At 72.9% G+C, this 24,610-nt stretch carries 23 protein-coding genes and 1 pseudogene; 15 read left to right on the top strand and 9 right to left on the bottom strand.

The features are described from left to right. Positions 1-15: 15 nt before the first annotated feature. Positions 16-501: a GNAT family N-acetyltransferase gene (locus GA0070621_RS11540; RefSeq protein ID WP_091194422.1), complete on the bottom strand. Its 486-nt coding sequence runs from the start codon at positions 499-501 to the stop codon at positions 16-18. A gap of 113 nt (positions 502-614) precedes the next feature. On the opposite strand from GA0070621_RS11540, the gene GA0070621_RS11545 reads away from it, so the two are divergent. Continuing rightward, a complete protein-coding gene (locus GA0070621_RS11545; protein WP_091194423.1) occupies positions 615-2,165 on the top strand; it encodes a glycosyltransferase family 39 protein in 1,551 nt (516 codons plus the stop codon). Between the two features lie 31 nt (positions 2,166-2,196). Continuing rightward, positions 2,197-3,012 (top strand): TIGR04222 domain-containing membrane protein, encoded by an 816-nt coding sequence (locus GA0070621_RS11550; RefSeq protein ID WP_091194425.1) that lies wholly within the window; start codon positions 2,197-2,199, stop codon positions 3,010-3,012. Between the two features lie 193 nt (positions 3,013-3,205). Here GA0070621_RS11550 and GA0070621_RS11555 read toward each other — a convergent pair whose 3' ends face one another. After that, on the bottom strand, positions 3,206-4,681 hold the full coding sequence (locus GA0070621_RS11555) for a vWA domain-containing protein (protein WP_091194426.1): 1,476 nt from the start codon (positions 4,679-4,681) through the stop codon (positions 3,206-3,208). Positions 4,682-5,079: 398 nt separating this feature from the next. Here GA0070621_RS11555 and GA0070621_RS11560 point away from each other — a divergent pair, with 398 nt between their 5' ends. Beyond that, on the top strand, positions 5,080-6,540 hold the full coding sequence (locus GA0070621_RS11560; protein ID WP_091194428.1) for a hypothetical protein: 1,461 nt from the start codon (positions 5,080-5,082) through the stop codon (positions 6,538-6,540). 372 nt (positions 6,541-6,912) lie between these two features. Next, positions 6,913-7,086 (top strand): annotated as a pseudogene (locus tag GA0070621_RS30775) (LuxR C-terminal-related transcriptional regulator); the annotation flags it as partial. 10 nt (positions 7,087-7,096) lie between these two features. Here GA0070621_RS30775 and GA0070621_RS11570 read toward each other — a convergent pair. Together GA0070621_RS11570 and GA0070621_RS11575 are read right to left on the bottom strand one after the other, a co-directional pair. Then, positions 7,097-8,263: a mandelate racemase/muconate lactonizing enzyme family protein gene (locus GA0070621_RS11570; protein WP_091194431.1), complete on the bottom strand. Its 1,167-nt coding sequence runs from the start codon at positions 8,261-8,263 to the stop codon at positions 7,097-7,099. A 26-nt stretch (positions 8,264-8,289) separates the two neighbouring features. Continuing rightward, positions 8,290-9,300 carry a LacI family DNA-binding transcriptional regulator gene (locus tag GA0070621_RS11575; protein WP_167666815.1) on the bottom strand — a complete coding sequence of 337 codons (1,011 nt, stop codon included), beginning with the start codon at positions 9,298-9,300 and terminating at the stop codon, positions 8,290-8,292. 215 nt (positions 9,301-9,515) lie between these two features. Here GA0070621_RS11575 and GA0070621_RS11580 point away from each other — a divergent pair, with 215 nt between their 5' ends. From GA0070621_RS11580 to GA0070621_RS11610, 7 genes are all read left to right on the top strand, one after another. Further along, entirely contained in the window at positions 9,516-10,394 is an 879-nt protein-coding gene (locus GA0070621_RS11580; protein WP_091194434.1) for an ABC transporter permease, read from the top strand. A 16-nt stretch (positions 10,395-10,410) separates the two neighbouring features. Then, a complete protein-coding gene (locus GA0070621_RS11585; RefSeq protein ID WP_091194436.1) occupies positions 10,411-11,427 on the top strand; it encodes an ABC transporter substrate-binding protein in 1,017 nt (338 codons plus the stop codon). A gap of 7 nt (positions 11,428-11,434) precedes the next feature. Further along, complete coding sequence (locus tag GA0070621_RS11590; protein WP_091194437.1) at positions 11,435-12,256, top strand: ABC transporter ATP-binding protein; 822 nt, start codon at positions 11,435-11,437, stop codon at positions 12,254-12,256. 25 nt (positions 12,257-12,281) lie between these two features. Continuing rightward, a complete protein-coding gene (locus GA0070621_RS11595) occupies positions 12,282-13,433 on the top strand; it encodes a Gfo/Idh/MocA family protein (RefSeq protein ID WP_091194439.1) in 1,152 nt (383 codons plus the stop codon). Beyond that, the gene (locus GA0070621_RS11600) at positions 13,430-14,593 is read left to right on the top strand and encodes a dihydrodipicolinate synthase family protein (protein WP_091194441.1); all 1,164 of its coding nucleotides are present in this window, start codon (positions 13,430-13,432) and stop codon (positions 14,591-14,593) included. Before GA0070621_RS11595 ends, GA0070621_RS11600 begins: the two co-directional genes overlap by 4 nt. A 67-nt stretch (positions 14,594-14,660) precedes the next feature. After that, positions 14,661-15,500 carry a sugar phosphate isomerase/epimerase family protein gene (locus tag GA0070621_RS11605; RefSeq protein ID WP_091194443.1) on the top strand — a complete coding sequence of 280 codons (840 nt, stop codon included), beginning with the start codon at positions 14,661-14,663 and terminating at the stop codon, positions 15,498-15,500. Further along, positions 15,500-16,705, top strand: a complete 1,206-nt coding sequence (locus GA0070621_RS11610; protein ID WP_091194444.1) for a glycerate kinase — start codon at positions 15,500-15,502, stop codon at positions 16,703-16,705. The genes GA0070621_RS11605 and GA0070621_RS11610 overlap by 1 nt, the downstream gene beginning before the upstream one ends. Here the strand turns inward: GA0070621_RS11610 and GA0070621_RS11615 are convergent. The 3 genes from GA0070621_RS11615 to GA0070621_RS11625 all read right to left on the bottom strand — a co-directional run bounded on the left by GA0070621_RS11615 (position 16,651) and on the right by GA0070621_RS11625 (position 20,823). After that, positions 16,651-17,592, bottom strand: a complete 942-nt coding sequence (locus tag GA0070621_RS11615; protein ID WP_091194446.1) for an inositol-3-phosphate synthase — start codon at positions 17,590-17,592, stop codon at positions 16,651-16,653. The two genes, GA0070621_RS11610 and GA0070621_RS11615, sit on opposite strands and share 55 nt — an antisense overlap. Before the next feature lie 135 nt (positions 17,593-17,727). Next, on the bottom strand, positions 17,728-19,833 hold the full coding sequence (locus GA0070621_RS11620) for a PQQ-dependent sugar dehydrogenase (protein WP_091194447.1): 2,106 nt from the start codon (positions 19,831-19,833) through the stop codon (positions 17,728-17,730). Positions 19,834-19,872: 39 nt separating this feature from the next. Further along, positions 19,873-20,823, bottom strand: coding sequence for a LamG-like jellyroll fold domain-containing protein (locus GA0070621_RS11625; protein ID WP_091202279.1), 951 nt, complete (start codon positions 20,821-20,823; stop codon positions 19,873-19,875). A gap of 279 nt (positions 20,824-21,102) precedes the next feature. Between GA0070621_RS11625 and GA0070621_RS11630 the strand changes: the two genes are divergently transcribed. The 4 genes from GA0070621_RS11630 (at position 21,103) to GA0070621_RS11645 (ending at position 23,406) form a co-directional block, all read left to right on the top strand. Next, entirely contained in the window at positions 21,103-22,143 is a 1,041-nt protein-coding gene (locus GA0070621_RS11630; RefSeq protein ID WP_091194449.1) for a LacI family DNA-binding transcriptional regulator, read from the top strand. A 95-nt stretch (positions 22,144-22,238) separates the two neighbouring features. Continuing rightward, the gene (locus GA0070621_RS11635; protein WP_167666816.1) at positions 22,239-22,532 is read left to right on the top strand and encodes a hypothetical protein; all 294 of its coding nucleotides are present in this window, start codon (positions 22,239-22,241) and stop codon (positions 22,530-22,532) included. 45 nt (positions 22,533-22,577) lie between these two features. Then, positions 22,578-22,862: a hypothetical protein gene (locus tag GA0070621_RS11640; RefSeq protein WP_091194453.1), complete on the top strand. Its 285-nt coding sequence runs from the start codon at positions 22,578-22,580 to the stop codon at positions 22,860-22,862. A 76-nt stretch (positions 22,863-22,938) separates the two neighbouring features. Then, complete coding sequence (locus GA0070621_RS11645; RefSeq protein WP_091194455.1) at positions 22,939-23,406, top strand: HNH endonuclease; 468 nt, start codon at positions 22,939-22,941, stop codon at positions 23,404-23,406. 114 nt (positions 23,407-23,520) lie between these two features. Here GA0070621_RS11645 and GA0070621_RS11650 read toward each other — a convergent pair whose 3' ends face one another. Both GA0070621_RS11650 and GA0070621_RS11655 read right to left on the bottom strand, forming a co-directional pair. Beyond that, the gene (locus tag GA0070621_RS11650) at positions 23,521-23,895 is read right to left on the bottom strand and encodes a transcriptional regulator (protein ID WP_091194457.1); all 375 of its coding nucleotides are present in this window, start codon (positions 23,893-23,895) and stop codon (positions 23,521-23,523) included. After that, positions 23,892-24,566 (bottom strand): hypothetical protein, encoded by a 675-nt coding sequence (locus tag GA0070621_RS11655; RefSeq protein WP_091194459.1) that lies wholly within the window; start codon positions 24,564-24,566, stop codon positions 23,892-23,894. The genes GA0070621_RS11650 and GA0070621_RS11655 overlap by 4 nt, the downstream gene beginning before the upstream one ends. Between the last annotated feature and the right edge of the window lie 44 nt (positions 24,567-24,610).

The following is a 24,610-nucleotide window of genomic DNA, read 5'->3' on the forward strand; positions in this document are numbered from 1 at the left end:
GCGCACCGCCGCCGGTCACAGGGGGCGGTGCATGACGTGCAGCCCCACCCGGCCCAGCCTCGGGTGCGCGAACGCCTCCGGCACGGTGCCGATCACCGCGAACCCGAGCCGCCGGTACAGCTCCACGGCCGCCTCGTTCGTCTCCACCACCGCGTTGAACTGCATCGCCGCGTACCCCCGGCGGCGGGCCCAGTCCAGGGCGTACTCGGTCAGGGCCCGGCCGACACCGCGGCCCCGCGCGCCGGCGGCGACCATGAAGCTGGCGGTGGCCACGTGCGCGCCCGGGCCGGGCCGGTTGGTGCCCATCTTGGCGGTGCCGAGAACGCGGCCGTCGTCGTCGGCGACCACCGTGCGTCCGGGCGGTCGTTCCACCCACACGTCGTACGCGACCTCGGCGGGCCACGCCGGGTCGTACGGGAACGTCTCCCCGGCGGTGACGACGTCCTCGACGATCGGCCAGACCTGCGCCCAGTCGGACTCGGTGAACTCGCGGATCCGCATCCGGGCACGCTATCCGCCCCGTGTGACCGCCCGCGATCCGGTTTTGCCCAACCGTGACCTCGCGGAGCCGCCACGGGCACCCACGGCGCGCGGGAGGCGACGAAGATGGACCCGTGGCCGAACCCGTGAGCGAACTCGACCGTCCCACGACCGAGACGCCCCCGACGAACGGGACGCCCCCGGCGCCCGGCCCGCGCACCGTCGGGCCGTGGCTGGTCGGCGCGGCCGTCACCGCCGTCCTGCTGCTGCTCGCCGGCCGGTACGGCTACCACCGCGACGAGCTGTACTTCCTGCTCTGCGGCCGACACCTCGACTGGGGATACGCCGACCAGGGCCCCCTGGTGCCGGCCCTGGCCCGGCTGCTGGACACGATCGCCCCCGGCAACCTTGTGGTGCTGCGTACCCCGTCGGCGCTGATCGCCGGCGCGGCGGTGGTCCTGGTCGCGGCGATCGCCCGGGAGTTCGGCGGCGGCCGGGGCGCGCAACTGCTCGCCGCGTTCCTCGGCGCCGTCGCGGGCATCGTGCTCGCCCCCGGCCACCTGCTCAGCACCACCACCGTCGACCTGCTGGTCTGGCTCGCCGCGACGTGGTTCGCGGTGCGGATGCTGCGCACCGGCGACAGCCGGTGGGTCCTCGGCGTCGGCGTGGTGCTCGGCGTCGGCATGCTCAACAAGCTGCTGCCCGCCCTGCTCGCCGTGGGTTTGCTGGCCGGGGTGGCGATCGCCGGGCCGCGTCGGCTGCTGCGCGACCGGTGGCTGTACGCCGCCGCCGGCATCGTCGCCGTGCTCGCCGCCCCGTACCTGGTGTGGCAGGCCGCGCACGGTTTCCCGCAGCTGTCCGTGGCGTCCCAGATCGCCGGCGGCGACAGCTCCTACAGCGGTCGCCTCGACGCGGTCATGCTGCAACTGGTCATCATCAGCCCGTGCGCGGTGCCGGTCTGGATCGCCGGGCTGGTGGCGCTGCTGCGTCGCCCGGCCTGGCGGGCGTACCGGGCGATCGGGTGGGCCTGGCCGCTGGTGTTCGCGATCGTGCTGCTCGCCGGCGGTAAGGGCTACTACGACGCGCCGCTGCTGCTGGTGGTCACCGCCGCCGGCGCGGTGGTGACCACCGACTGGGCGGGCCGGGGCGCGGTGTGGGCCCGGCGCGCGCTGGTCGCCGCAGGCGCGGCCGTCGCGGTGGCCGGCAGCGCGATCCTGCTGCTGCCCACCCTGCCCGCCGACCGGCTGCCCGGCTTCGTGGTCGACGTCAACTACGACGCCGGCGAGACCATCGGCTGGCCGGCGTTCGCGGACTCGCTCGCCGCCGTCCACCAGGACCTGCCGCCGGAGCAGCGGTCCCGCGCGGTCATCCTGACCGGCAACTACGGCGAGGCGGGCGCGGTGGCCCGGTACGGCCCGCAGCGGGGGCTGCCGCAGGCGTACTCCGGGCACAACAGCATGGCCGGATTCGGCCGCCCGCCCGAGGACGCCGACGTCGTGATCGCCGTCGGCTGGGATCGTCCCGACCAGCTTCGGGGCTGGTTCACCGAGGTCACCGAGGCCGGTCGGATCGACCAGCGGGTCGACGTCGACAACGACGAGAACGGGCTGCCCGTCTACGTCTGCCGGGGGCTGCGGCGGTCGTGGTCCCAGATCTGGGACACCGAGGTACGCCACGCCGGCTGAGCACCTCCGGGCGCGTTGAATACTTGTCGGCATGCTCTGGGGTCTCAGCGGTCCGGTCTTCCTCCTCGACTACCTCGCCGGGGTGGCCGGCGCCCTCGCGGTCGCCCTCTCCGTCCGGACGCTGGTCGGCTGGCGTACCCGGGGCGAACCGCTGTCGACGGTCGAGCTGGCGTACCTCACCGACCGGGCGGTACTGGCCTGTCAGGTGGGCCTGGCGGCGCTGCGCCGGGCCGGGGTGGTGCAGCTCGGCGAGCTGGCGACGCTGTCGGTGGACGCGCCGCCGCCGCCCCGGTCGGCCCCGCTGGTGCGCGCCCTGCACGCCGCGCTGCGCCGGCCGCAGACCTGGGCGGCCGTGCTCGCCGACCCGGGCGTGGGCCGCGTGCTGCGCCGGCTGGTGGGCCGGCTCGTCCGCGACGGGTGGCTGCTCACCCCGGCGCAGCGGCGAAGCATGGCGCTGGGCACCCTGCCGCTGTTCGCGGTCGCCGTCGTGGGGTTGACCCGGCTGGTGGACAGCGCGGTCGAGGGGCGTGACGCGGGCGGGCCCGCCTCCGTCGTCGGCCTGCTGCTGTGCTGCCTGGCCACCGTGCTCGGCGGCTGGTGGCTGTGCGAGGTGCCGGAGACCGGCTCGGCCGCGCGCCGGCTGCTGCGCCGACAACGCCGCACGCACGCCGAGCTGGCGCCGCAGCGGCGGCCCGCCTGGAGCGAGCGGGGCACCGACGAACTGTTGCCCGCGATGGCGGTGTTCGGGCCGCGCCCGTTGCTCGCCGTCGACCCGCGCTTCGCCGAACTGGTCGGGGTCGACCCCGAGCACACCCGACCCCGGGAATACGCCAAGACCGCACGCTGACCCTGGCCGGGCCGTACCCCCGGTGGCGTGCCTGCCCGGCAGTTGGTCCGTGACCTGCGAACCGCACCTGGTCCCGGCGGTTATCGCCCCCGAACTGGTGCACCACATCCCGGTCGACGACGCCTGACGGGCCCCGTCGATCCCGCCCGGTCGCGGGCATCGCCGTCCGGGACCCGACCCACCCGCCCGAAGATCAGCGGAGTTCGTCGGCGAGGTGGATCACCTTCGCGAGGTCCTTCACCTCCGCGTCGTCGGTGGCCGCGCCGGCCCGCTCCGCGATCGTCGCCAGGTCGCCGAGGCGCACCTCCCGGCCGTACGGGCCGGCCTGCAGCGACTGCGCGAAATAGGCCGCCGCGTAGCAGGTCCGCAACCGTGGCGACGCCTCGCCGAACGCCCGGTTCAGGTCGGCGGCGGTCACCGACTCGTACGCCTCGGCGGCCTCACGGTTGCCGGGATCGGTCCAGCGCACCTGCACGCGGGCGATCCGGGCCGACGACGGCACCTCGGCGGCGAGCCGGACGGCGTAGAGCGCCGTGACGCTGTGTCCGGGGCCGACCTCGCCGCCGTCGACCCGGTCGTCGCGGAAGTCCTCGTCGTCGATCGCCCGGTTGTCGTACCCGATCAGGCGGTAGGACCGCACCGCGGTCGGTTCGAAGCTCACCTGCACCTTGGCGTCGAGCGCCCGTACGCTCAGCGTCGCCGGCAACTGGCGGACGAACACCTTCCGGGCCTGGGCACGCTCGCTGACGTACACCACGAAACCGTCGCCCTTGTCGGCCAACTGCTCCATCAACTCGTCGCCGTACTCGCTGCCGACCCCCACGCCGAGCAGGGCGATCTCCTTCGCCGCCTCGTCGCGTACCCGGCGCAGGATCGGCTCCGCCTCGGTCCGGCCGGTGTTGGCCAGCCCGTCGGAGAGCACGATCACCCGGTTCGTCCCGCCGGTGCGGAACCCGTCGCGCGCCACCCGGTAGCCGAGTACCAGGCCGGCCTCGAGGTTCGTGCTGTCCTGCGCGTGGAGGGAGTCGACGGCGTCGTGCAACTCCTCGGCATCGGAGACCCGGGTCATCTCCCGGACCACCCGGGCCTCGCCGCTGAACTCGACGATCGCGATGGAGTCGGTGCGACGCAGCTGGTCCACGAGGGTGTGCAGCGCGTCCTTCACCAGGTCGAGCCGGCCGGGCTCACTCATTGATCCGGAGACGTCGATGACGAAGGTGAGGGCGGCGTCCGGACGACTCTCCTCGTCCTCCGCGCGGGTCTGCAGTCCGACCCGCATCAACCGGACCTCCCCGGACGCCTCGTGGGTCTGCGGAAGGCGGGCACCGTCGACGTGCACGGCGAAGCCGTCACCCGCGGGCTCGGCGTAGTCCTGCCGGAAGGAGTTCACGAACTCCTCGGGCCGCACCGCGGTGCGCTCGGGAAGTCGCCCGTCCATGATGAGGCGGCGGGCGTAGCCGTAGGACGCGGTGTCGACGTCGACGCCGAAGGTGGAGCGTGGGTCGTCCTCCGTCGCCGTTTCGTCGCCACCCGGCCAGGGCGTCCCGCCGTGCTGTCGGACCGGCCCGTGGGACGCGTCGCCGCGCTGCGCGCCCCCGCCGGAGCAGGCGGTGGCGGTCATCGTGATCGCGAGCGTCGCCAGCAGCAGTGACCGTCGCATGTGGATCATCGGATCCTCCTCGGCAGGCTGGGGTGGGGGATCCGGCGCAGCACGTCGGATCCGTCACGGTCATTGACGCAGACGGACGGTGCGGCGGAACCCGTCGTGGCCGAGCCGATGCACAAGCGTGAACGTCGTGACCGTCCCGTGTGCAAGACGTGACCTGCCGGCGTCGGCGTTGATGGTGACGCCGGTGCCGGTGGCCGCACCGTTGTCGCCGTGCCAGGGTCGGCGTCGACTCACGCACCGCGCGGGTACGGGCAGATCGTCGCCATGCTGTCACGCTGAGCACCGCACCGACGCGGGCGGCCGCCACCCACGACGACCGCCCGCCGCGGCCCGACGCCACATACGGCACAGTGGCACCAGCGGCCGACCCACGGCCGGTGCGAGGGAGGCGGTGGCCGGTGGCGGATCCGACCGGAGTGGTGTTCCCCCTGACCGACGGCACGCGCAGCACGACGGCGCTCGGCCGGGCGGTCGTCGCCGACGCCCTGCGCGAGGTCGACCCGGTCGGCGCGCGCTCGGCGGAGCACGAGACGAACTGGCGGCACGGCTACCTGGGGCACTTCCGCCGGCTCGTCGAGGCGGGCCTGCTCTCCCGTGACGCCGGGGTCACCATCGCCCGCGACGGCCTCGCCGCGCTGCACGCCCGGATGCGGGTGCTCGACGAGGGCGGCGCGGAGCACCCGCTGGACGACGTCTTCACCGTCGACGCCGGGCAGCCGCTGGACACCGCCACCGTGGCCGGCGGCGGTGAACCCGAGCGGGAACTGTCGTTGCCGTACCGTGGGCAACGGCTGCGCGGCGACGAGCTGCACCGCCGGCTCGACGCCTGGGTAGCCGCCGGGGTGATCGAACCGTCCTGCGTGGAGGCGGTCCGCGCGGTCATCGCCAACCCCGACTGGCTCGACCTGCGCGACGAGCGCGTCGTGGTGCTCGGCGCCGGCGCCGAGATGGGCCCGCTGCCGTCGGTGCTGCGCTGGGGCGGCGACGTCGTCGCGGTCGACCTGCCCCGACCCGACATCTGGCGGCGACTGTTGCGCACCGCCCACCGGTACGCGGGCCGGCTGCACCTGCCGGTGCGCCCCGGCACCGGCGACGACGACCAGGCCCTCGCCGACGGCGCCGGCGCGGACCTGCTGCACCGCCTGCCCCAGGTCGCCGGATGGCTGCTCGGCCTGGACGGCCGGCTCGTGCTCGGCAACTACGTCTACGCCGACGGCGCCACCAACGTACGGGTCGCCACGGCCGTCGACGCGCTCACCCGGCACCTGCAACAGCGCCGCGACGACGTGGCGCTGGCGTTCCTCGCCACCCCCACCGACGTGTACGCCGTCCCCGCCGAGGCGGTCGCGCACGCCGAGCGGGGGTACGCCGCCCGGGGCCTCGCCCGCCGGTCGCTGCGGGTGCTCTCCGGCGGTCGGCTGCTGCACCGCAACTACCCGCCCGGCGCCGACCCGGGCGTCAACGACAGCCTGGTGCCGCAGCAGGGCCCGAACTACGCCCTGGCCAAGCGGCTGCAACGCTGGCGGGCCACGGTGGCGCGCGACGCCGGGGCGACCGTGTCGTTCAAGGTCGCGCCGCCGACGCGGACCCGCTCGGTGCTGCGCAACCGGGCGCTCGCCGCCGCGTACGCGGGCGCGCACCGGTTCGGCATCGAGGTGTTCGAGCCGGCGACCAGCAACACGCTGATGGCGGCGCTGCTGGTGCACGACCTGCGTACCGGGGGCGGCCCGGCCCAGGACCATCCGTGGCGCGACGAGGCGTACGGGGCGGCGCACGGCGGGCTCTGGCGGGTGCCGTACGCCCCGCGCAGCGCCCTCGGCCTGGCGGTCCTGCTCGGCCTCGGCGCCGCCCGGGCCTGACGGTCCTGGCGAGCCGACGATGCGGCGGCGGAGGTACATCAATCGGTGTAGGCCGTACTCGAATGGCGTCGATCGAGGTGACATCCACCGGACGACGCGGGCGGCGCCGGGCCGCCCATAACGTCTGGGCATCCCCGAACGAGGAGGTGTCCGATGTCCACCACCGATCCGCTGAGCCGCACCGCGCCGGCGCACGGCCGGACCGCGTCGATCCAGCCGGCCGCCACGCCGGGCTCGACCCGGTCCGGCCGGCGCCGGACCGCCGTCGACGCCGTCCTGGCCGGGCTGACCCTGCCGCTGGTCGGCTTCGCCGTGGCCGACCTGGTCAATCCTGACTGGAGCCCGGTCGAGACCATGGTCAGCCATTACGACATCGCCGGTCAGCTCGTGATCAGCCCGCTGACCGCGAAGACCCATGTCACCCGGGCCATCGCCAAACTCGGCGTCCGCGACCGGGTCCAGCTGGTGATCCTGGCGTACGAGACGGGGCTGGTCCGTCCGGGCGAGGCCGGGCCTGGCTTCCCTGGCCGGCAGGACGCGCGCTGACCAGCGGCGTCTACCGGCGCAACACGTCGACGGCGAGTTCCCGTACGACCGACTCGTCGACGTCCACGCCGAGCCCCGGTCCGGTCGGCACGTGCGCGACTCCGTCGCGGATGTCCACGGTCGCCCCGGTGGCGTACGACGACTCCAGGAACTGCCGGCCGTTGAGGTCCACCGGCGTGTCGATGCCGTACGCGGCGAACAGGTGCAGCGAGGCGGCCAGGCCCAGGTCGGAGTCGGTGAGCCCGGAGCCCATCAGCCGCACCCCGGCGTCTTCCGCCAGGGCGCACAGCCGACGCGACAGTGTCAGCCCGCCGCTGCGCTGCACCTTGGCGATGGCCACGTCGACCGCGTCGAGCTTGACGAAGGTGGCCAGGTCGCTGGGGTGGCGCAGGCTCTCGTCCAGCGCGACCGGCACCGGCGAGGACTCCCGCAGGCGGCGCAGCCCGGCGACGTCGTTGGCCGGCAGCGGCTGCTCGAACGCGGTGACGTCGAGGTCGGCCAGCCGGCGGGCCATCCGCAGCGCGGCGTCCACGGTGTACGCCTGGTTGGCGTCGACCCAGAGCGCGGCGTCGGGCGCGGCCTCGCGGACCGCCCGCACCACGGCGGCGTCCTCGGCCTCGCGGTGCAGGCCGACCTTCACCTTGAACGCCCGGTGGCCGAGGGCGTGTCCCTCGGCCACCGCGTCGGCCACCTCGGCGGCGGTCTGCCCGGAGACGATCCAGCCCAGCTCGATCGTCTCCCGGCGGCGCTGTCCCCACAGCACGCCGACGGGTACGCCCAGCGCCCGGCCGAGCAGGTCGTGCAGGGCGACGTCGACGGCGCACTTGGCCAGCGGGGCGCCGATGGTGAAGCCCCGGTTGACCGCCCGGTCGAAGGCGGTGGTCACCCCGTCGAGGTCCCAGGCCGGGCGGCCGAGCACCGCCGGGGCGAGGTACCGGTCGACGGTGGTGACGATCGACTCCGCGGTCTCGTACGTCCAGGCCGGGATGGGGGTGGCCTCACCCCAGCCGGTGAACCCGTCGGCGGTGACCTGGACCAGCACCCGGATGCTGGGCCGGCCGGCGACGGCGACCGACCCGCCGGACACCCCGAACGAGCGGACGGTGGGCAGTGCGACGGCGTACGTCCGCACGGAGTCGATGGTCAGCCCGGCCAGGGCGGTGGCGGCAGCGATCACGGTGGTGCCTTTCCTGCTTGTCCCGATCAGGCCAGCTTGGCGGTGCTGGCCCGGACGACCACCTCGCCGCCCATCCGCAGGATCCGGCGGCGCCGCCCGGTGTTGTCGGTGAGCGCCAGCTCCATCGCCTTCTCCCCGAGCTGCTGCAACGGCAGCGCGACGGTGGTGAGCGGCGGGGTGAGGTCGCGGACGATCGGGATGTCGTCGAAGCCGGCGACGGAGACGTCGCCGGGCACGGAGAGCCCGTGGTCGCGCAGCGCCGCGCAGGCACCGATGGCCATCACGTCGGTCAGCGCGAACACGCAGGTGGCGGTCAGCCCTCGGGCCAGCAGCTCGGTCATGGCGCCGTAGCCGCCGTCGCGGGTGAACGGGCCCTCCACGATGTCGGCCGCGGCCAGCGGCACGCCGGCCTTCTTCAGCTCGTCGCGGAAGCCGCCCAGCCGGTCGGCGACGGTGGTCAGCGCCGGCGGCCCGGTCAGCACCGCGAACCGGCGGTGCCCCAGGTCGAGCAGGGCGCGGGCCATCGCGGCGGCCCCGGCCCGGTTCTCCGGCAGCACGCTGTCGACCTTGAGGCTGCGGTGCCGGCTGACCACCGCGACCCGGCCGCCGCCGTCCAGGTAGGGCTTCAGCTCGGCGTCGAGGGCCCGCTCCCAGTGCGGGTCCTCGAACCCGGAACCGATGAGCAGGATGGCCAGCGCCCGCTCGGCGCGCAGCATCGACACGTACGCGATCTCCCGCTCCGGGTCGCGGAACGTGCTGGCCAGCATCACCAGCAGGTCCTTGTCCCCGGCGATCCGCATGACCCCGCCGGCCACCGCGGCGAAGTACGGGTCGCTGACGTCGTGGCAGATCACGCCGACGGTGCGGTGCGACGCCCCGGCCAGGGCACGGGCGTGCGCGTTCGGCGTGTACGCCAGTTGCTCCGCCGCCGCCAGCACCCGGTCCCGCAGGTGCGGGGTCACCCGCATGCCGTTGAGTGCCCGGGAGGCCGTGGCGAGCGAGACGTCGGCGGCTCTGGCCACGTCTTCGAGCGTCACGTGCGTCCGTGGCTGCATGGACTTCCCCCTGCGGAACTTCTTGACCGGAAGATTTCTGCGTGGTTACGGTAGCACCCTGAAAGCGCTTACTGAAAGCGCATTCAGGGTCGTTTCGCCGGGATGTTCCCGGCTCGGTTCGGCCCTGACCGACGGCTCGCGCCTACCCAACGGCTGGGTTCCCGGAACCGCCGGCCAGCCACGGAGAACGGAGGGTCATGGCCGCGCAGAGCACCATCGAGCAACCGGAGCCGACCGCGCCGGCCCGCACCCCCGCGCCGGCCGCCCGCCGCCGGGACCCGGCCGGCGCCGGGCTGCTCCGCTTCGTCCAGGGCACCTGGCGCCCGGCCGCGGTCCTCGCGGCGATCTTCGTCGTCTGGTGGGCGGTGACCGCGGCGGAGCTGGTCAAGCCCTACCTCGTCCCCTCGCCGGGCGCCACGCTGGACGTCGTCCTCGACCAGACCAGCTACTTCGCCCACCACACCTGGATCACCACGTACGAGACGGTGCTGGGCTTCGCCATCGCGATCGTGGTCGGCGTGGTCTCCGCCGTCGTCATGGTCTACTCCCCGACGGTCGAGAAGAGCCTCTACCCGCTGCTGCTGTTCGCCCAGGTCATCCCGAAGATCGCCATCGCACCGCTGTTCGTCGTGTGGCTCGGCTTCGGGCTCTCCCCGAAGGTCGTCGTCGCGGTGCTGATGGCCTTCTTCCCGATCGTCATCTCCACGGTCACCGGCCTCAAGTCGATCGACCCGGAGATGCTGCAACTGTCGGCGACCATGGGCGCGGGCCCGGGACAGACCTTCGCGAAGATCCGTTTCCCGGCCGCGCTGCCACACCTGTTCGCCGGCCTGAAGGTCGCCGCCACGATGGCCGTCACCGGCGCCGTGGTGGGCGAGTTCGTCGGCGCCAACGAGGGCCTCGGCTACGTGATCCTGCAGGCCAACGGCAACCTCGACACCCCGACGCTGTTCGCCGGGCTGCTCATCATGTCGCTGCTCGGCGTCGTCCTGTTCGTGGTCGTGGAACTGCTCGAGAAGCTCGTCCTTCCGTGGCACGCCAGCCGCCGTACCGACGCCGCTACGACGTCGCTCTGAATAGGAGACCCGTCCCATGAAGTTGCGCACCCTCGCCGTCGCGCTCGTGCCGGCGCTCATACTGGCCACCACCGCCTGCGGCTCGTCCTCCGACGAGCAGAGCAAGAACTCCCAGGGCCAGGACAAGGTCACCCTGACCCTCAACTGGTACCCGTACGGCGAGCACGCGCCGTTCTACTTCGGCAAGAAGCAGGGCATCTTCGCCAAGCACGGCATCGACCTGACCATCCAGGCCGGCCAGGGCTCGCAGAAGACGATCCAGGCCACCGCCGCCGGGCAGACCGACTTCGGCTGGGCCGACACCCCCGCCCTGCTCGCCGCCGTCGGTCAGGGCATGGACGTCAAGAGCGTCGGGGTCTTCCTCCAGACCACCCCGTCGTCGGTGCAGTTCTTCACCGACAAGAACATCAACTCCCCCGCCGACCTCAAGGGCAAGACCATCGCCTCCACCGCCGGCGACGCGCTGAGCAAGACCTTCCCGGCCTTCCTCAAGGCCAACGGCCTCAGCGACGGCGACGTGACCCTGCAGAACACCGACCCGGCCGGCAAGATGGCCGCCGTCATGTCGGACAAGACCGACGCGCTGCTCGGCTTCGCCACCGACCAGGGCCCGACCATGCAGGACAAGGCCGGCAAGCCGGTCTCCTACCTCAAGTTCGCCGAACACGGCCTGACCTTCTTCAGTAACGGCCTGCTCGCCTCGACCGACACCATCAAGAACAAGCAGGACCTGGTCAAGCGGATGGTCGCGGCCAGCAGCGAGGCCTGGGCGGCCGCCGAGGGCAACCCGACCGGCGCGGTCGAGGCCATGCAGGGCGCCTCCCAGCAACTGCCCTCGGAGAAGGTGCTCACCGAACAGTTCAACGCCACGCTCCAACTGCTGCACACCGACGCCACCAAGGGCCAGGCCCCCGGTGTCAACGACGAGTCCGACTGGACGAAGACGATCAACGTCTTCGCCGAGGCCGGCGTGATCAGCAAGGCCGAGTCCCCGGCGACGTACTGGGACGCGAGCTTCGCCCCGAAGGGATGAGAACCCGATGACGGTCGGCAACACCACCACGCAGCGACCCACGGACGCCACGGCGACCGGCGCCGCGGTCGAGATCGACCAGGTCGCGGTCCGCTTCCGTACCAAGAAGAAGGACGTCACCGCGCTGCGCGAGGTCTCGCTGCGGATCGAGCCGGGTGAGTTCGTCTCGATCGTCGGCGCCTCCGGCTGCGGCAAGTCCACGCTGCTCAAGCTGGTGTCCGGCCTGCTGCGGCCGTCGTCCGGCCAGGTCCGTCTGCACGGCGAGCAGGTACGGGGGCCGCGGCGCGACATCGGGTACGTCTTCCAGCGCGCCGCGCTGCTGGAATGGCGCACCGCCCGGCGCAACATCCTGCTCCAGGCCGAGATGCGGCGCCTGCCCCGGGCCGAGGCCCGCCAGCGGGTCGACGAGCTGATCGCGATGACCGGCCTGACCGGCTTCGAGGACGCGTACCCGAATGAACTGTCCGGCGGGATGCAGCAGCGGGTGGCCCTGTGCCGCGCGCTGCTGCACCGCCCCCCGGTCCTGCTCATGGACGAGCCGTTCGGGGCCCTCGACGCCCTCACCCGCGAGCAGATGAACGTCGAGCTGCGGCGGATCTGGCGGGAGACCGGCACCACCGTCCTGCTCGTCACCCATTCCATCGCCGAGGCGGTCTACCTGGCCAACCGGGTGATCGTCATGACCCCTCGACCCGGCACCGTCGCCGAGGTCATCGACGTCGACCTCCCCGTCGAGCGTGACTACGGCCAGACGATGTCGGAGCCCGCGTTCGCGCGCGCCACGGGACGCATCCGGGACCTCCTGGGTGCGACGACGACCGCTGAATAACCACCGGACCTGGGAAGGAAACACTGTGGAGCGCACGTCTATCGGGATCATTCTCAACGGCGTGACCGGACGGATGGGCTACCGCCAACACCTCGTCCGGTCCCTGCTCGCCATCCGCGAGCAGGGCGGCCTGCCCGCCCGCGACGGCAGCCGCATCTGGCCCGAGCTGACCCTGGTGGGCCGCAACGAGGCCAAGCTCGCCGAGATCGCCGCCCGGCACGGGCTGACGTCGTACACGACGGACCTGGACGCCGCGCTCGCCGACGACTCCCACCAGATCTACTTCGACGCGCAGGTGACCGCGCAGCGGGAGAAGGCCATCCGGACGGCGATCGAGGCCGGCAAACACGTCTACACCGAGAAGCCGCTCGCCGAGGGGCTGACCGGCTCCCTGGAACTGGCCCGGCTCGCCGCCGCCCGGGGCGTCAAGAACGGCGTCGTGCAGGACAAGCTGTTCCTGCCCGGCCTGCGCAAACTCAAGCGGCTGGTCGACGGCGGCTTCTTCGGCCGCATCCTGTCGGTGCGCGGCGAGTTCGGCTACTGGGTGTTCGAGGGCGACTGGCAGAACGCGCAGCGGCCGAGCTGGAACTACCGCGTCGAGGACGGCGGCGGCATCGTCGTGGACATGTTCCCGCACTGGCACTACGTGCTGGAGCAGATCTTCGCCCCGGTGACCGCGGTGACCGCGCACATCGCCACCCACATCCCCGAGCGGGTCGACGAGACCGGCCAGACCTACCGGGCCACCGCCGACGACGCCGCGTACGGCATCTTCGAGCTGGCCGGCGGCATCACCGCGCAGATCAACTCCTCCTGGGCGGTGCGGGTGTACCGCGACGAACTGGTCGAGTTCCAGGTCGACGGCACCGACGGCAGCGCCGTGGCCGGGCTGCGCGAGTGCCGCATCCAGCACCGGGGCGCCACCCCGATGCCGGTGTGGAACCCGGACCTGCCGGCCACCGAGAACTTCCGCGGCCAGTGGCAGACCGTCCCCGACAACGAGGACTTCGACAACGGCTTCAAGGTCCAGTGGGAGGCGTTCCTGCGCCACGTCGTCGACGGCGAGCCGTTCCCGTGGGACTTCCTGGCCGGCGCCCGCGGCGTGCAGCTCGCCGAGGCCGGGCTGCGCTCGGCGCGGGAGGGACGCCGGGTGGAGATCGAGGAGATCACCCTGTGACCGCCCGGATCACCCTGCCCGCCACGGGCGGCGGCACCGAGACGCTGACGCTGCGGGAGCCGGCCGGCTGGCAGCGGCCCGCCGGCCCGCCGGCCAGCCGGATCGCGTACGCCGCGGCGCACGTGGTCGCCGACCCGTACGCCGACAACGCCCCCGGCCAGCCCGCCCGGCTGGACTGGGACGCCACCCTCGGCGTACGGCGCAACCTGTGGTCGTGGGGGCTCGGCGTCGCCGAGGCGATGGACACCGCCCAGCGCGGCATGGGGCTGGACTGGGCCGCCACCCGGGAACTGATCCGACGCAGCGCCGCCGAGGCCGCCGCCTGCGGTGGACGGATCGTCGCCGGGGCGGCCACCGACCAGCTGACCGGCGTACCGGCCGGGCTGGACGAGGTCACCACCGCGTACGCCGAGCAGGTCGCCTTCGTGCAGGACTGCGGCGCGACCGCGGTGGTGATGGCCAGCCGGCAGCTCGCCGCCCTCGCGACCGACCCGGACGACTACCTGCGCGTCTACGGCCAGGTGCTGTCGCAGACCGACGCGCCGGTGGTGCTGCACTGGCTCGGTGACATGTTCGACCCGGCCCTCGCCGGCTACTGGGGCTCGACCGACCTCGACGCGGCGACCAAGACGTTCGTGTCGCTGGTGCACACCCACGCCGACGTGATCGACGGGGTGAAGGTGTCGCTGCTCGACGCCGAGCGGGAGGTCCGGCTGCGCGAACTGCTGCCGGCCACCGTCCGGGTCTACACCGGCGACGACTACCACTACCCGGAGCTGATCGCCGGCGACGGCCGGCGGTTCAGCCACGCCCTGCTCGGCGCGTTCGCGGCCATCGCCCCGGCCGCGTCGGCGGCGCTGCACCGCCTCGACGCCGGCGACACCGCGGGCTTCCGGGACATCCTGGACCCCACCGTGCCGCTGTCCCGGCACGTCTTCGCCCCACCCACCCAGTTCTACAAGACCGGCATCGCGTTCCTGTCCTGGCTCAACGGCTTCCAGCCCGGCTTCACCATGGTCGGCGGGCTGCACAGCGGGCGCGGCGTGCCGCACCTGGTGCGGACGTTCCGCCTGGCCGACGCCGCCGGCCTGCTGCTCGACCCCGACCTGGCCGTCGAGCGGATGCGCCGCTACCTGTCCGTCGCGGGGGTGGCCGCGTGAGTGCGCGAACCATCAGGCTCAGCAGCGCGGCGCCTCGCGCCGTCGCGGAGCGAAACGGAGCGGCGGCATGAGCGCCGTCGACCAGCGCCTGGCGCGGCTGTCGCTCAACCAGCGCACCACCGAGTCGTGGTCGGTCCGCGAGGCCGTCGAGGGCTGCGTACGCGCCGGCATCCCGGCGATCGGGCTGTGGCGCGAGCCGGTGGCCGAGATCGGGGTGGCCGCCGCCGCGAAACTCGTCGCCGACGCCGGGCTGCGGGTGTCGTCGCTGTGCCGCGGCGGCTTCCTCACCGCCTCCGGTGCGGCCGGCCGGGCGGCGCTGGCGGACAACCGGCACGCGATCGACGAGGCGGCCGGCCTGGGTACGGACTGCCTGGTCATGGTCGTCGGCGGCCTACCGCCCGGCTCCCGCGACCTGCGGGGCGCCCGACAGCGGGTGGCCGACGCGCTCGCCGAGCTGGCCCCGTACGCGGGCGAGCGCGGCGTACGACTGGCCCTGGAACCGCTGCACCCCATGTACTGCGCCGACCGGGCCGTCCTGTCCACCCTCGGGCAGGCGCTCGACCTCGCCGAACAGTTCCCGGTCGAGCGGGTGGGCGTCGTGGTCGACACGTTCCACCTCTGGTGGGACCCGGACGTGTGGCGGCAGATCTCGCGCGCCGGCCAGCGCATCGCCAGCTTCCAGGTGTGCGACTTCCTCACCCCGCTCCCGGCCGACGTGCTGCTCGGGCGGGGCATGATGGGCGACGGCCACATCGATTTCCCGCCGTTCCGTCGGGCGGTCGAGCAGGCCGGCTACACGGGCGACACCGAGGTGGAGATCTTCAACGCCGAGGTGTGGGCGACCGATCCCGACGAGGTCCTCGCGACCATGAAGGACCGCTACGTCCGGCTGGTGCTGGCCGACTGATGCGTATCGTCGTCGCGCCGGACTCGTTCAAGGGCAGCATCACCGCCGACGACGCCGCTCGGGCCCTGGCCCACGGTTGGCTCGCCTGCCGGCCCGGCGACGACATACGGCTGCTGCCCCTGGCCGACGGCGGCGAGGGCACGGTCGACGCCTTCGCCGCCGCCCTGCCCGGCGCCGAGCGCCGCACGGTGGCCGTGCCCGGCCCCGACGGGCGTCCGGTCGACGCAGCCTGGCTGCTGTTGCCCGACGGCGGGGCCGTGCTGGAACTCGCCCAGTCCAGCGGCCTGCCGCTGATGGCCGCGCCGGATCCGCTGGGCGCCCACACCTACGGGCTCGGCATGGTCGCCCGAGCCGCTCTCGACGCCGGCGCGACCCGTCTCGTCATCGGCCTCGGCGGTTCCGCGTCGACCGACGGCGGCACCGGCGCGCTGCGCGCCCTCGGCCTGCGGCTGCGTGACGTGCAGGGCCGGGAGCTGCCGCTCGGCGGTGCCGCGCTGACCGACCTGGCCGAGATCGACGTCACCGACCTGCTCCCGGCGCCGCCCGGCGGGGTGCAGGTGCTGGTCGACGTGACCGCGCCGCTGACCGGCCCGGCCGGCGCCGCCACCGTGTACGGGCCGCAGAAGGGCGCGGCCCCGGCTGACGTGACGCTGTTGGACGCGGCGCTGCGCCGGCTCGCCGGCCTGGCCGGCGGTGACCCCGCCGAATCGGGAGCCGGCGCGGCGGGCGGCACCGCGTACGGCCTGGCCGCGCTGTGGGGTGCGCGGATCGTCCCGGGCGCGACGACCATCGCCGCGCTGGTCGGGCTGGCGGACGCGCTCGCCGGCGCGGACGTGCTGCTCACCGGTGAGGGACGGTTCGACGAGACCTCGCTGACCGGCAAGGTCGTCGGGTCGCTGCTGGCGGCCGGGGCTGGCGGAGCCCGCGTCGGAGTGGCCGCCGGGCAGGTCACGGGGCCGGTCCCCGGATCGGTGGCGGCGGTGTCCCTGGTGGAGCTCGCCGGATCGGTCGACGCGGCACTGCACTACCCGGCGCGGTGGTTGACCGAGGCCGGTGCCGTGCTGGCAGGCCGGCTGGGCGCCGGTCGGGTGCCTGCCGTCGGCTGTCAAATGCCGGATCGCTGCCCGGCCGGCATCCGCTCGTCGGGTCGTCAGATCGCCGTCCCGGGCGGGGATTTCAGCAGCGACGCCGCCTCGGCCGGGTAGCCGCCGCGCCCCGACCGCAGAGCCGTGGCGGCGATGCGGATCAGGTCGATGTTGACGCCGGCGGCGCCACTGGGGTCGTGCACCTTCAACCGCACATCCAGGCTTACCGCGGTTCCGCCCCAGCCCTGCGCCTCGATGTTCAGGTGGGCGATCTTCTCGGATCCCAACTGCGGAAGGTAACCGAGAGGAGCCAGCTGAACCTTGTCCGACCCCAGGGCGTTCAGTTTGGACTGCTTCTTGGTGTTGGAGTTCTCGACCAGGTTACGGAAATCCTCGGTGCCCCCCAGATTGACCTGATAGGAACTGGCCAGGGTGAGGCCACGCTCCTCGAGCAACCGCAGCAGGGTGTGATGCACCACGGAGGTGCCGAACTGGCTGGCCAGGTCATCGCCGAGTAACGGCAGGCCAGCCTCCTCGAAACGCCCGAGCCATGAGGGTTCCCGGGCAATCGCGTCCGACGTCGTGTTGATGAACGCCACCCCCGCCGTCAGGGCCGCCTCGGCGTACGCCTGAGCGGTCTCCGGCCTGCCGCTCGGCGCCGAGTAGAGCAGCACCTCGGCGTCCTTCAGGGCGTGCGCGACCCGCTCGATCTCCGTCGAGTCCACGAGGCCGCGCTGCACTGTCACGTCCGAAGGCGGCAGTTCCGCGTCAAGACGGGGAAAGTTGTTGGGCGGCAGGAAGATCGCCTCGTGGAGGTCCTCACCCACCTTGGCGTCGGAGATGGCGAAGGCCGCGACGACGTCGATGTCGCCGACTCCCAGTCCAGAGATCTCCGGCCGGTGAATGCCCACCAGGCTGCCGGTGTCGCGATAGAAGGAGATCCCCTGCACCAGCGCCGACGTGTTGTTGCCCACCCCGACGACGGCGACCCTCACCTTTTCGATCATGGACTGAGGGTACCGGTGACGGCATCAACGATGGTCCCGTCGCGGTCGTACGCATCCGTCGCCACCGCACCCGCTTCGGTCGAACGCGGTGGGGCGGCGGCCTCCGCGCCGCCGCCCCACCGCGTTGCGTGCCCGTCAGGCGGCCGGCGTGCCCGTCACCGTGAACAGACGGGTACGGCCGATGTTGTCGAACGAGCCGAAGCCCACCCGACCGGAGGCGAAGGTGGTGTCCTTCGCGGTCAGCAGCGGATCCTTGTGCCCGTCGACGTAGACGGCGATCTCACCGGTGGCGGGCAGGTGCACGACCCGCACCTTGTGCCAGTCGGCGTCGGTGATCGCCGGGTTCGCGCCGCGGGAGCGTCCGTTCCACTGCTGGTCGATCCGCTCCCGGTCGGCGTTGTTGACCTTGAAGATGCCGTTGTGCGGGTAGATCGAGTTGTCGGTGGACAGGTGCGCGTAGTAGTACTGCGTGTCCGACTGCCAGCCGAAGACGACGATCACGTCACGGTTGGTGATCTCGACCGGTGTGTCGAGGCGTACCCGGGCGTCGATCTGCACCGACGACCAGGCCGGGCCCTTGGTCAGAACGGCGTACTCGAACGGCCGGCGCGGGCCGGGGCGGCTCACGCCCTCCTCGGCGAGGATCACCTCGTCACCGTCGAAGCGCCACTTCGACGGGGTCACCGGCGCCCAGTTCGTCGCGCCGCCGGTGTGGACCACCTTGGTCCTGCCCACATCGCCCTCCGCGACCGTCCTGGTGCCGACCACCTTCCAGATCTTCGCATTGGCCTTGGCCACGATGTAGAGCTCACCGGCCGCGTCGGTGCCGAAGCGCAGGTCGACCCGGTTCGGGTCGCCGGGCGCGCCGGGCCCGGAGAGGTCCTGCATCCGCACCAGCTCGCCAGCGGTGGTGTACAGGGCGAGGCGGTGGATCGGGGCGAGCCCTTCGCCGCGGCGCATCTCGTTCGCCTCGGTGTAGAGGACCCGACCGTCGACCAGGTCACCGAAGACGTACTTGCCCTTCAGCGCCGGCAGCGCCCTGCCGCGATAGACGAACCCGCCCGCCACCGCGACGCCGACGTCCGAGGTGCAGTTCCAGCCCGGGGCCGGGTCGTGGTCGTACGCGGCCACCGGGTACGTGTAGCCGTACTTCGCGTCGTCGGCCGGCAGCGGGTAGAGCTTGTCACAGGGCTTGGTGGCCGCCTTGTCGAAGACCCACGAGCCCTCGCGCTCGCTCCAGCCGAAGTTGTCCCCGGCCCGGACCTCGTAGATCGCCTCGACGGCGTGCTCGCCGATGTGGCCCAGGAACATCCGGCCGGTGGCCCGGTCCCAACTGAACCGGTGCGGGTCGCGGAAGCCCACCGCGTAGATCTCGCCGAGCGCACCGGACTGCCCGACGAACGGGTTGTCGGCCGGGATCCCGTACCGGCCGTTGGCCGAGTTGGTGCCGCGCGGGTCGATGCGCAGCAGCTTGCCGTGCGGCAGGCCCATGTCCTGCGGGTCGCCGTTGCGGTAGCCCTGGCCGCCGTCGCCGACGGCCAGGTAGAGCATCCCGTAGTCCCGGTCGTGCGGCTTCGCGGTCGGGTTGAAGTTGATCTCCTGGATGCCGTGGATCTGGCCACCGAAGCCGATGCGCAGCAGCTCCCGGTGCGTCCCGGCGAAGGTGTCGGCGGCCGGGTCGGTGGCCGTCCACTCGGTGATGACGCCCTGGTAGATGGTGCTCGGCTGGGCGTAGTCCGGCGTCCTGGTGGCGAGCGACGCCTGCTCGGTGTGGATGGTGTAGAAGCGGCCGTTGCGCGCGAAGTCCGGGTGGAACGCGACGTACCCGAAGCCCTGGCCGAGGCCGCGGCCGGAGAAGAACTGCGGCGCGAACGTGGCCGCCACGTCCAGGTAGACGTGCGGCACGCCGTTCTCGACCAGGTACAGGTTGCCGTTGAGGTCCGGCACGGCCCGGCGGCCGGAGCCGTCGGGCAGCTCGCTGATGGTGTTGATCCGGGCCTTGCGCATCAGCCGCTGGTCGACCGGCGCCGGGTTCGGGTCCGACTGCGGGAAGCTGGCGTACTCCTGCAACACCAGACCCAGCCGGGACTGGTCCGGTGTCTCGGAAATCGGGTCGTAGATCGCCCCGGCGGCCCGGGCGGGCGCGGCGACCAGGGTGGACAGGACGAGGGTGGCGGCTGTGACTCCGGCCGTCAGCGCGGCTCTGCGGAGCCTGCCGGTGCTGCCAGCGCGTATGAACACGCGGGTTCTCCTTCTCGGTGGGACGGTGCCGAGCAACGGTCAGCGGGCCATGTAGCGGTACTGCTTGGCGATGTCGCCCGCCGGGATCACACTGTCGAGGAACATGAGTCCGTCCATGCGGCAGTCGCACGGGTTGCGCTCGAGGGTGTTCTGCGGGAAGCTCCCGCCGATCTTGATGCCGCGCGGGTCGGTGGCGCTGGTGACGTGCGGGCCGGGTCCGGAGACCCGCCACGGGTCGCCGGCGACGGTGTAGAAGCCGTCGACCGGCTCGCCGTCGCGGTAGAGCGCCATGGTGCCGGTGGTGAAGTCGTAGGTGGCGGCGAGGTGCACCCACTTCCCCTTCGGCAGCAGGGTCCGCCAGTCCTCACTCGCGGCGAACGTCTGCGAGGCCCCGCCGTCGAGGCGCCGGCCCAGGGCGACCAGCCGCAGCTCCCCGTTGACGTCGATGAGTTCGAGCAGGGCCCGTACGGCGTGGCCGTCGGAGTCGCCGGTCAGCACGCCGGCCAGGCCGATCGCGTTGTACCGGTCGGTCGGGTTGGCGGTGGTGGAGTTGAGCGCCGGCCCGTCCATCTCCCGCTTGAACCAGCCCATCACGGTCGCGCCCTCGGCGCCGTTGAACGCACGCAGCGTCCGTACGCCGCTGGACGACCAGGTCCCGGCCTTCCAGTCGTCGTTGCCGGCGACCTCCGGGTTGACCTGCCGGGTCTGCAGCGCGTTGCCGCTGCCCTTGTACGCGTGGTCGGGCACCCGCATGGCCGTGCCCCCGTTGATCAGTTCGATCTCGGTGCCGGACCGGCCCAGGTCGCGTTCGAGCGCGGCGTCGCCGGGCACCGGGTGGTCGAAGTCGTAGAAGGCGACCAGGTGCGACCACAGTGCCGGGTGGACGTCGTGCGGGCCGGGCCGGTCGGCGCGGGCGGGGCTCGCCCCGGCGGTCAGGGCCAGGCCCAGCAGTGTGGCGGCCGCGACGGCGGCCCGTCTGCTTCTTCTCATCGGGAGGTGCTCCATTCGTCGGTACGCGGTGGTGGCCGCTGACGAAAGCGCTTACGTGGCCAGGCGCGGGGCCGTGCTCGATCGCATTGGCGTCGGGAGATACGTCTGAACAGGACCGCTGGCCGCCGTACGGCCGAGGTGAGGCTCGCCGTACGGCGATCAGGCAGCGGCGGTGCCGAGGCTACGAAAGCGCTTACGTAAGCGCTTTCGTAGCCTATGCTGTGCCTTCCGCCACAGGCAAGAGCGCGGTGCGGATCAATGTTTCCGAGGGAGTCAAGGATGCCCAGACCCGGTCCCCGGCTGCGCCTCGTCGACGTGGCGGAACGCGCCGGCGTCTCGCTGGCCACCGCCTCGCGCGCCCTGGCTGGCCGGGAGGGCGTCAGCGAGGAGGTCGCCGACCGCGTCCGGCAGGTCTCCCGCGAGCTGGGATACGTCGCCAACCCGTACGCCCGCACCCTCGCCGGCGGGGCCAGCTCCACCGTCGGCCTGATCGTCCACCAGATCGACGACCCGTACTTCTCCGAGATCGCCGGCGGGGTGATCGAACTCGCCGCCGCGGAAGGGCTGCTGGTCCAGATCGCCCACTCCGGCCGCGACCCCGACCACGAGCTGCGCCAACTGCGCCACCTCATCGCCCAGCGCGTCGGAATCATCCTGATCGCCGGGTCCGGCTACGACGACCAGCGCGTGGAGACCGAGGCGCGCACCGAACTCGCCGCGTACCAGCGCGGCGGCGGTCGGGTCGCCGTCATCGGCCGGCACACCCTGGGCGTCGACGCCGTCCTGCCCGACAACGAGGCCGGCGGCCGGGCGATCGGCACGCATCTGCTGGGGCTCGGACACCGACGGATCGCCGTCGCCGCCGGGACCCCCGGACTGACCACGGTGACCGACCGGCTCGCCGGCGTGGCCGCCGCGCTCGCCGAACACGGGCTCACCCTCGACGAGCTGCCCGTGGTGCACAGCGACTTCACCCGCGACGGTGGCCGGGTCGCGGCCGAGCGGATCCTGCGCGAACACCCGGAGAGCACGGCGATCATCGCCCTCAACGACGCGATGGCGATCGGCGTCCTGTCCGCCCTGCGGGCCCACCGCGTGCCGGTGCCCGAACGGATGTCGGTGGTCGGCTTCGACGACGTGTCGGTCGCCGCCGACCTCGCGCCGAGCCTCACCACGGTACGCCTGCCCATGACGCAGATGGGGCGCATGGCGCTCGGTCTCGCCCTCAAGCCCCGCACGAACCGTCCGCGCCGCCGGCCCACCGGCCAGACCCTGGTCGTACGCGACTCGACCGGCCCGGCCCCGCTCCCGCGCGACTGATCCGGGGCGTCTGCCGCCCCGGGGACGGGACGAACCGGCGCCGGCGGGTTTCCCGTGCCGAGGCCCGGGAACGCACCGGCATGGCCGATTCTTTCGTGGATGAAGACCTGGCGACGCTGCGGGCCATCGCGTACGCCGCCGGGATCCCGGACAGCGACCGGATGCCACACGACGACCTTGTCGCCGCGCTGCGCCGGGCCGGCCTGGCCGAGCCGACCGGCGGGCCGATCGACACCAGTTTGGCCGATCCGGGCGACCCCGGCACGGACGAGGGCACATACCACGGCCGGGGCGTGGGGCGACGCGAGTCCGTAGGCGGTCCGGCCGCGCAGACGGCGGCGTCCCGCGCGGGCACACCGAGACCGGGACGTTCGGGCACCGACCACTGACCGGCGCTGCCGACCAGTTTCGACAGCCACCACACGGGAGGCGACATGAGCGACGACATCAACCGCGTGGCGAAGTCCCGAGCCAACCACCTGCCGGGCGAGACCGCGCACCGCAGCATCGACGACCGCGGCGTGACGCGGGGCCGTACCGGGGACTCCCGCACCGCCGGCCCACCGGACGGGACCGGCACGGCCTCCGGGGTGGAGGGCATGCCCCGCAGTGACCTGAACCTGGGCGACGAGAGCACCGGCGGCCGGGCCGCCGAGCAGGCGATCGGGGCCCTTCCCGAGGAGTCCGGCACCGAGATCGAGGACCGTACCCAACGGTGACGGCACGGCGTCGTAGGCGGCCCCGCTCAGCGGGGCCGCCCGCGTCGCGTTGCCGTACGTTCCCTACCCTGGCGGCATGCTGTCGCAGGTCAAGGGCCTGTCCCGCCACTTCACCGAGGAGCGCCTGCGCGCCTACCTGGTCAGCCGATCGGCCCGCCGCGACGACGGCTGCCTGATCGTGCGCGGATACGGCGACCGGCGCGGCAGCCACCAGAAACTGGCCGGACGGGCGTGGGCGCACATCGCCGCGTACGTGGTGTTCGTCGGCGGCTACGACCCCGACCTGGACGTCGACCAGCGGTGCGGCGTGCCGGACTGCATCGAGCCCACCCACCTGCGCCAGGTGAGCCGGGCGGAGAACTGCCGCACCCGCCGGCGCGGCGACCGGTGCCGCAACGGGCACGACCGGGAGGTCGACGAGGCGACCGGCCGCTACCGGCGGGTGTGCCGGATCTGCAACCAGCAGGCCCAGCGACGCTGGCGGGAACGACAGGCCGCCGAGGTCGCGCAGGCCCGGGCCCGGCACGGCCGCGACCCGGTCTGACCCGCCTCTGTCATCCACACCGAAGCACATGGGACCACGCGGCAATCTGCCGGCGCCGCCGAGCGGCACGGCGACCCCGGTGGCGAACGCGGCTGGCGAACAGGTGTCGACGGGTCAGTCCGGTGGTCTTCGCTCCTCCCGGGTGTCGGTGGTCTCGACGCGGGCGATGAGCAGCTTGAGCCGCGCGATCTGATCGGCGAGCGCGGTGTCGCCGGCAGCGGTGAGCGTGATCCAGGTCCGGCCGCGCTTTCCGGCGTAGCCCTTCTCGACCTCGATCAGCCCGGCAGCCTCCAGCACGCTCAGGTGCTTGGAGAGGTTCCCGGCGGTCAGGTCCAGCTGCGTGCGCAGGTAGCCGAACTCCGCCCGGCGCGCCTCGTGCGCGATCGTGAGAATGCCCAGCCGCACCCGCTGGTGCACCACCTCGTCCAGCCCGGTGACCGGGTGGCTGGCTGGCTCGTACGGGTCCGGGGCCCCGGCCTCGGTGGTCACCGGCGCCGCCGCCCGGCCAGCGCGAAGCCGATCGCGCCCAGCAGCAGCACGGTGCCGTTGATGATCTGCTGCGGCAGGAACGACGCGCGGAATGCGCCCCAGTGCCAGCCGAAGTCGATCGGCACCAGCACCACCGTCAGGTAGCCCAGGGTGAACACCAGCAGCCTTACGTTGCGTTCCAACCGGGCCAGCACCAGCAGTGCCACCCCGATCGTGCCCCACGGTGCGATCAGCCGGTCCAGCACGAGCACCCAGTACGGGAACTGGTGCGGGTGGGTCGGGAAGTACAGGCGTGCCGCCACCCAGGCGGCGGTGAACAGGACGGTCAGCGCGACGCCGGTGAGCGCGTACGGCGTCACCCTGGCGCCCAGCCCCCGTGCCCGGGCGACCCGTACATAGCAGACGGCGATCGCCGCGTACGCCAGCAGCAGCGCCGGCGGCCAGTAGTACAGCACGCCTTGACGCGAGAACTGGCACGCGGTGCCGTCGCCTACGCAGTGGAAGACGACGAAATACCAGTCGAACGGGATCCCGACGAAGGTCACCGCGGCCAACACCAGCAGCGCGAACCAGGTCACCCGCTGGTCGACCCGCACCCGGCGGGCGAGGCCCCGCACCTCCGACAACAGCCGGCTTGGATCGCCGCCGGCGGGCACTGATTCAGCAGTCATGCCAACAGGTTTCCACAGCAAACCTGTTTGCGCTAGCGCCCTCC

The sequence above is a fragment of the Micromonospora narathiwatensis genome, from assembly GCF_900089605.1.
In the GTDB taxonomy this organism is placed as follows: domain Bacteria; phylum Actinomycetota; class Actinomycetes; order Mycobacteriales; family Micromonosporaceae; genus Micromonospora; species Micromonospora narathiwatensis.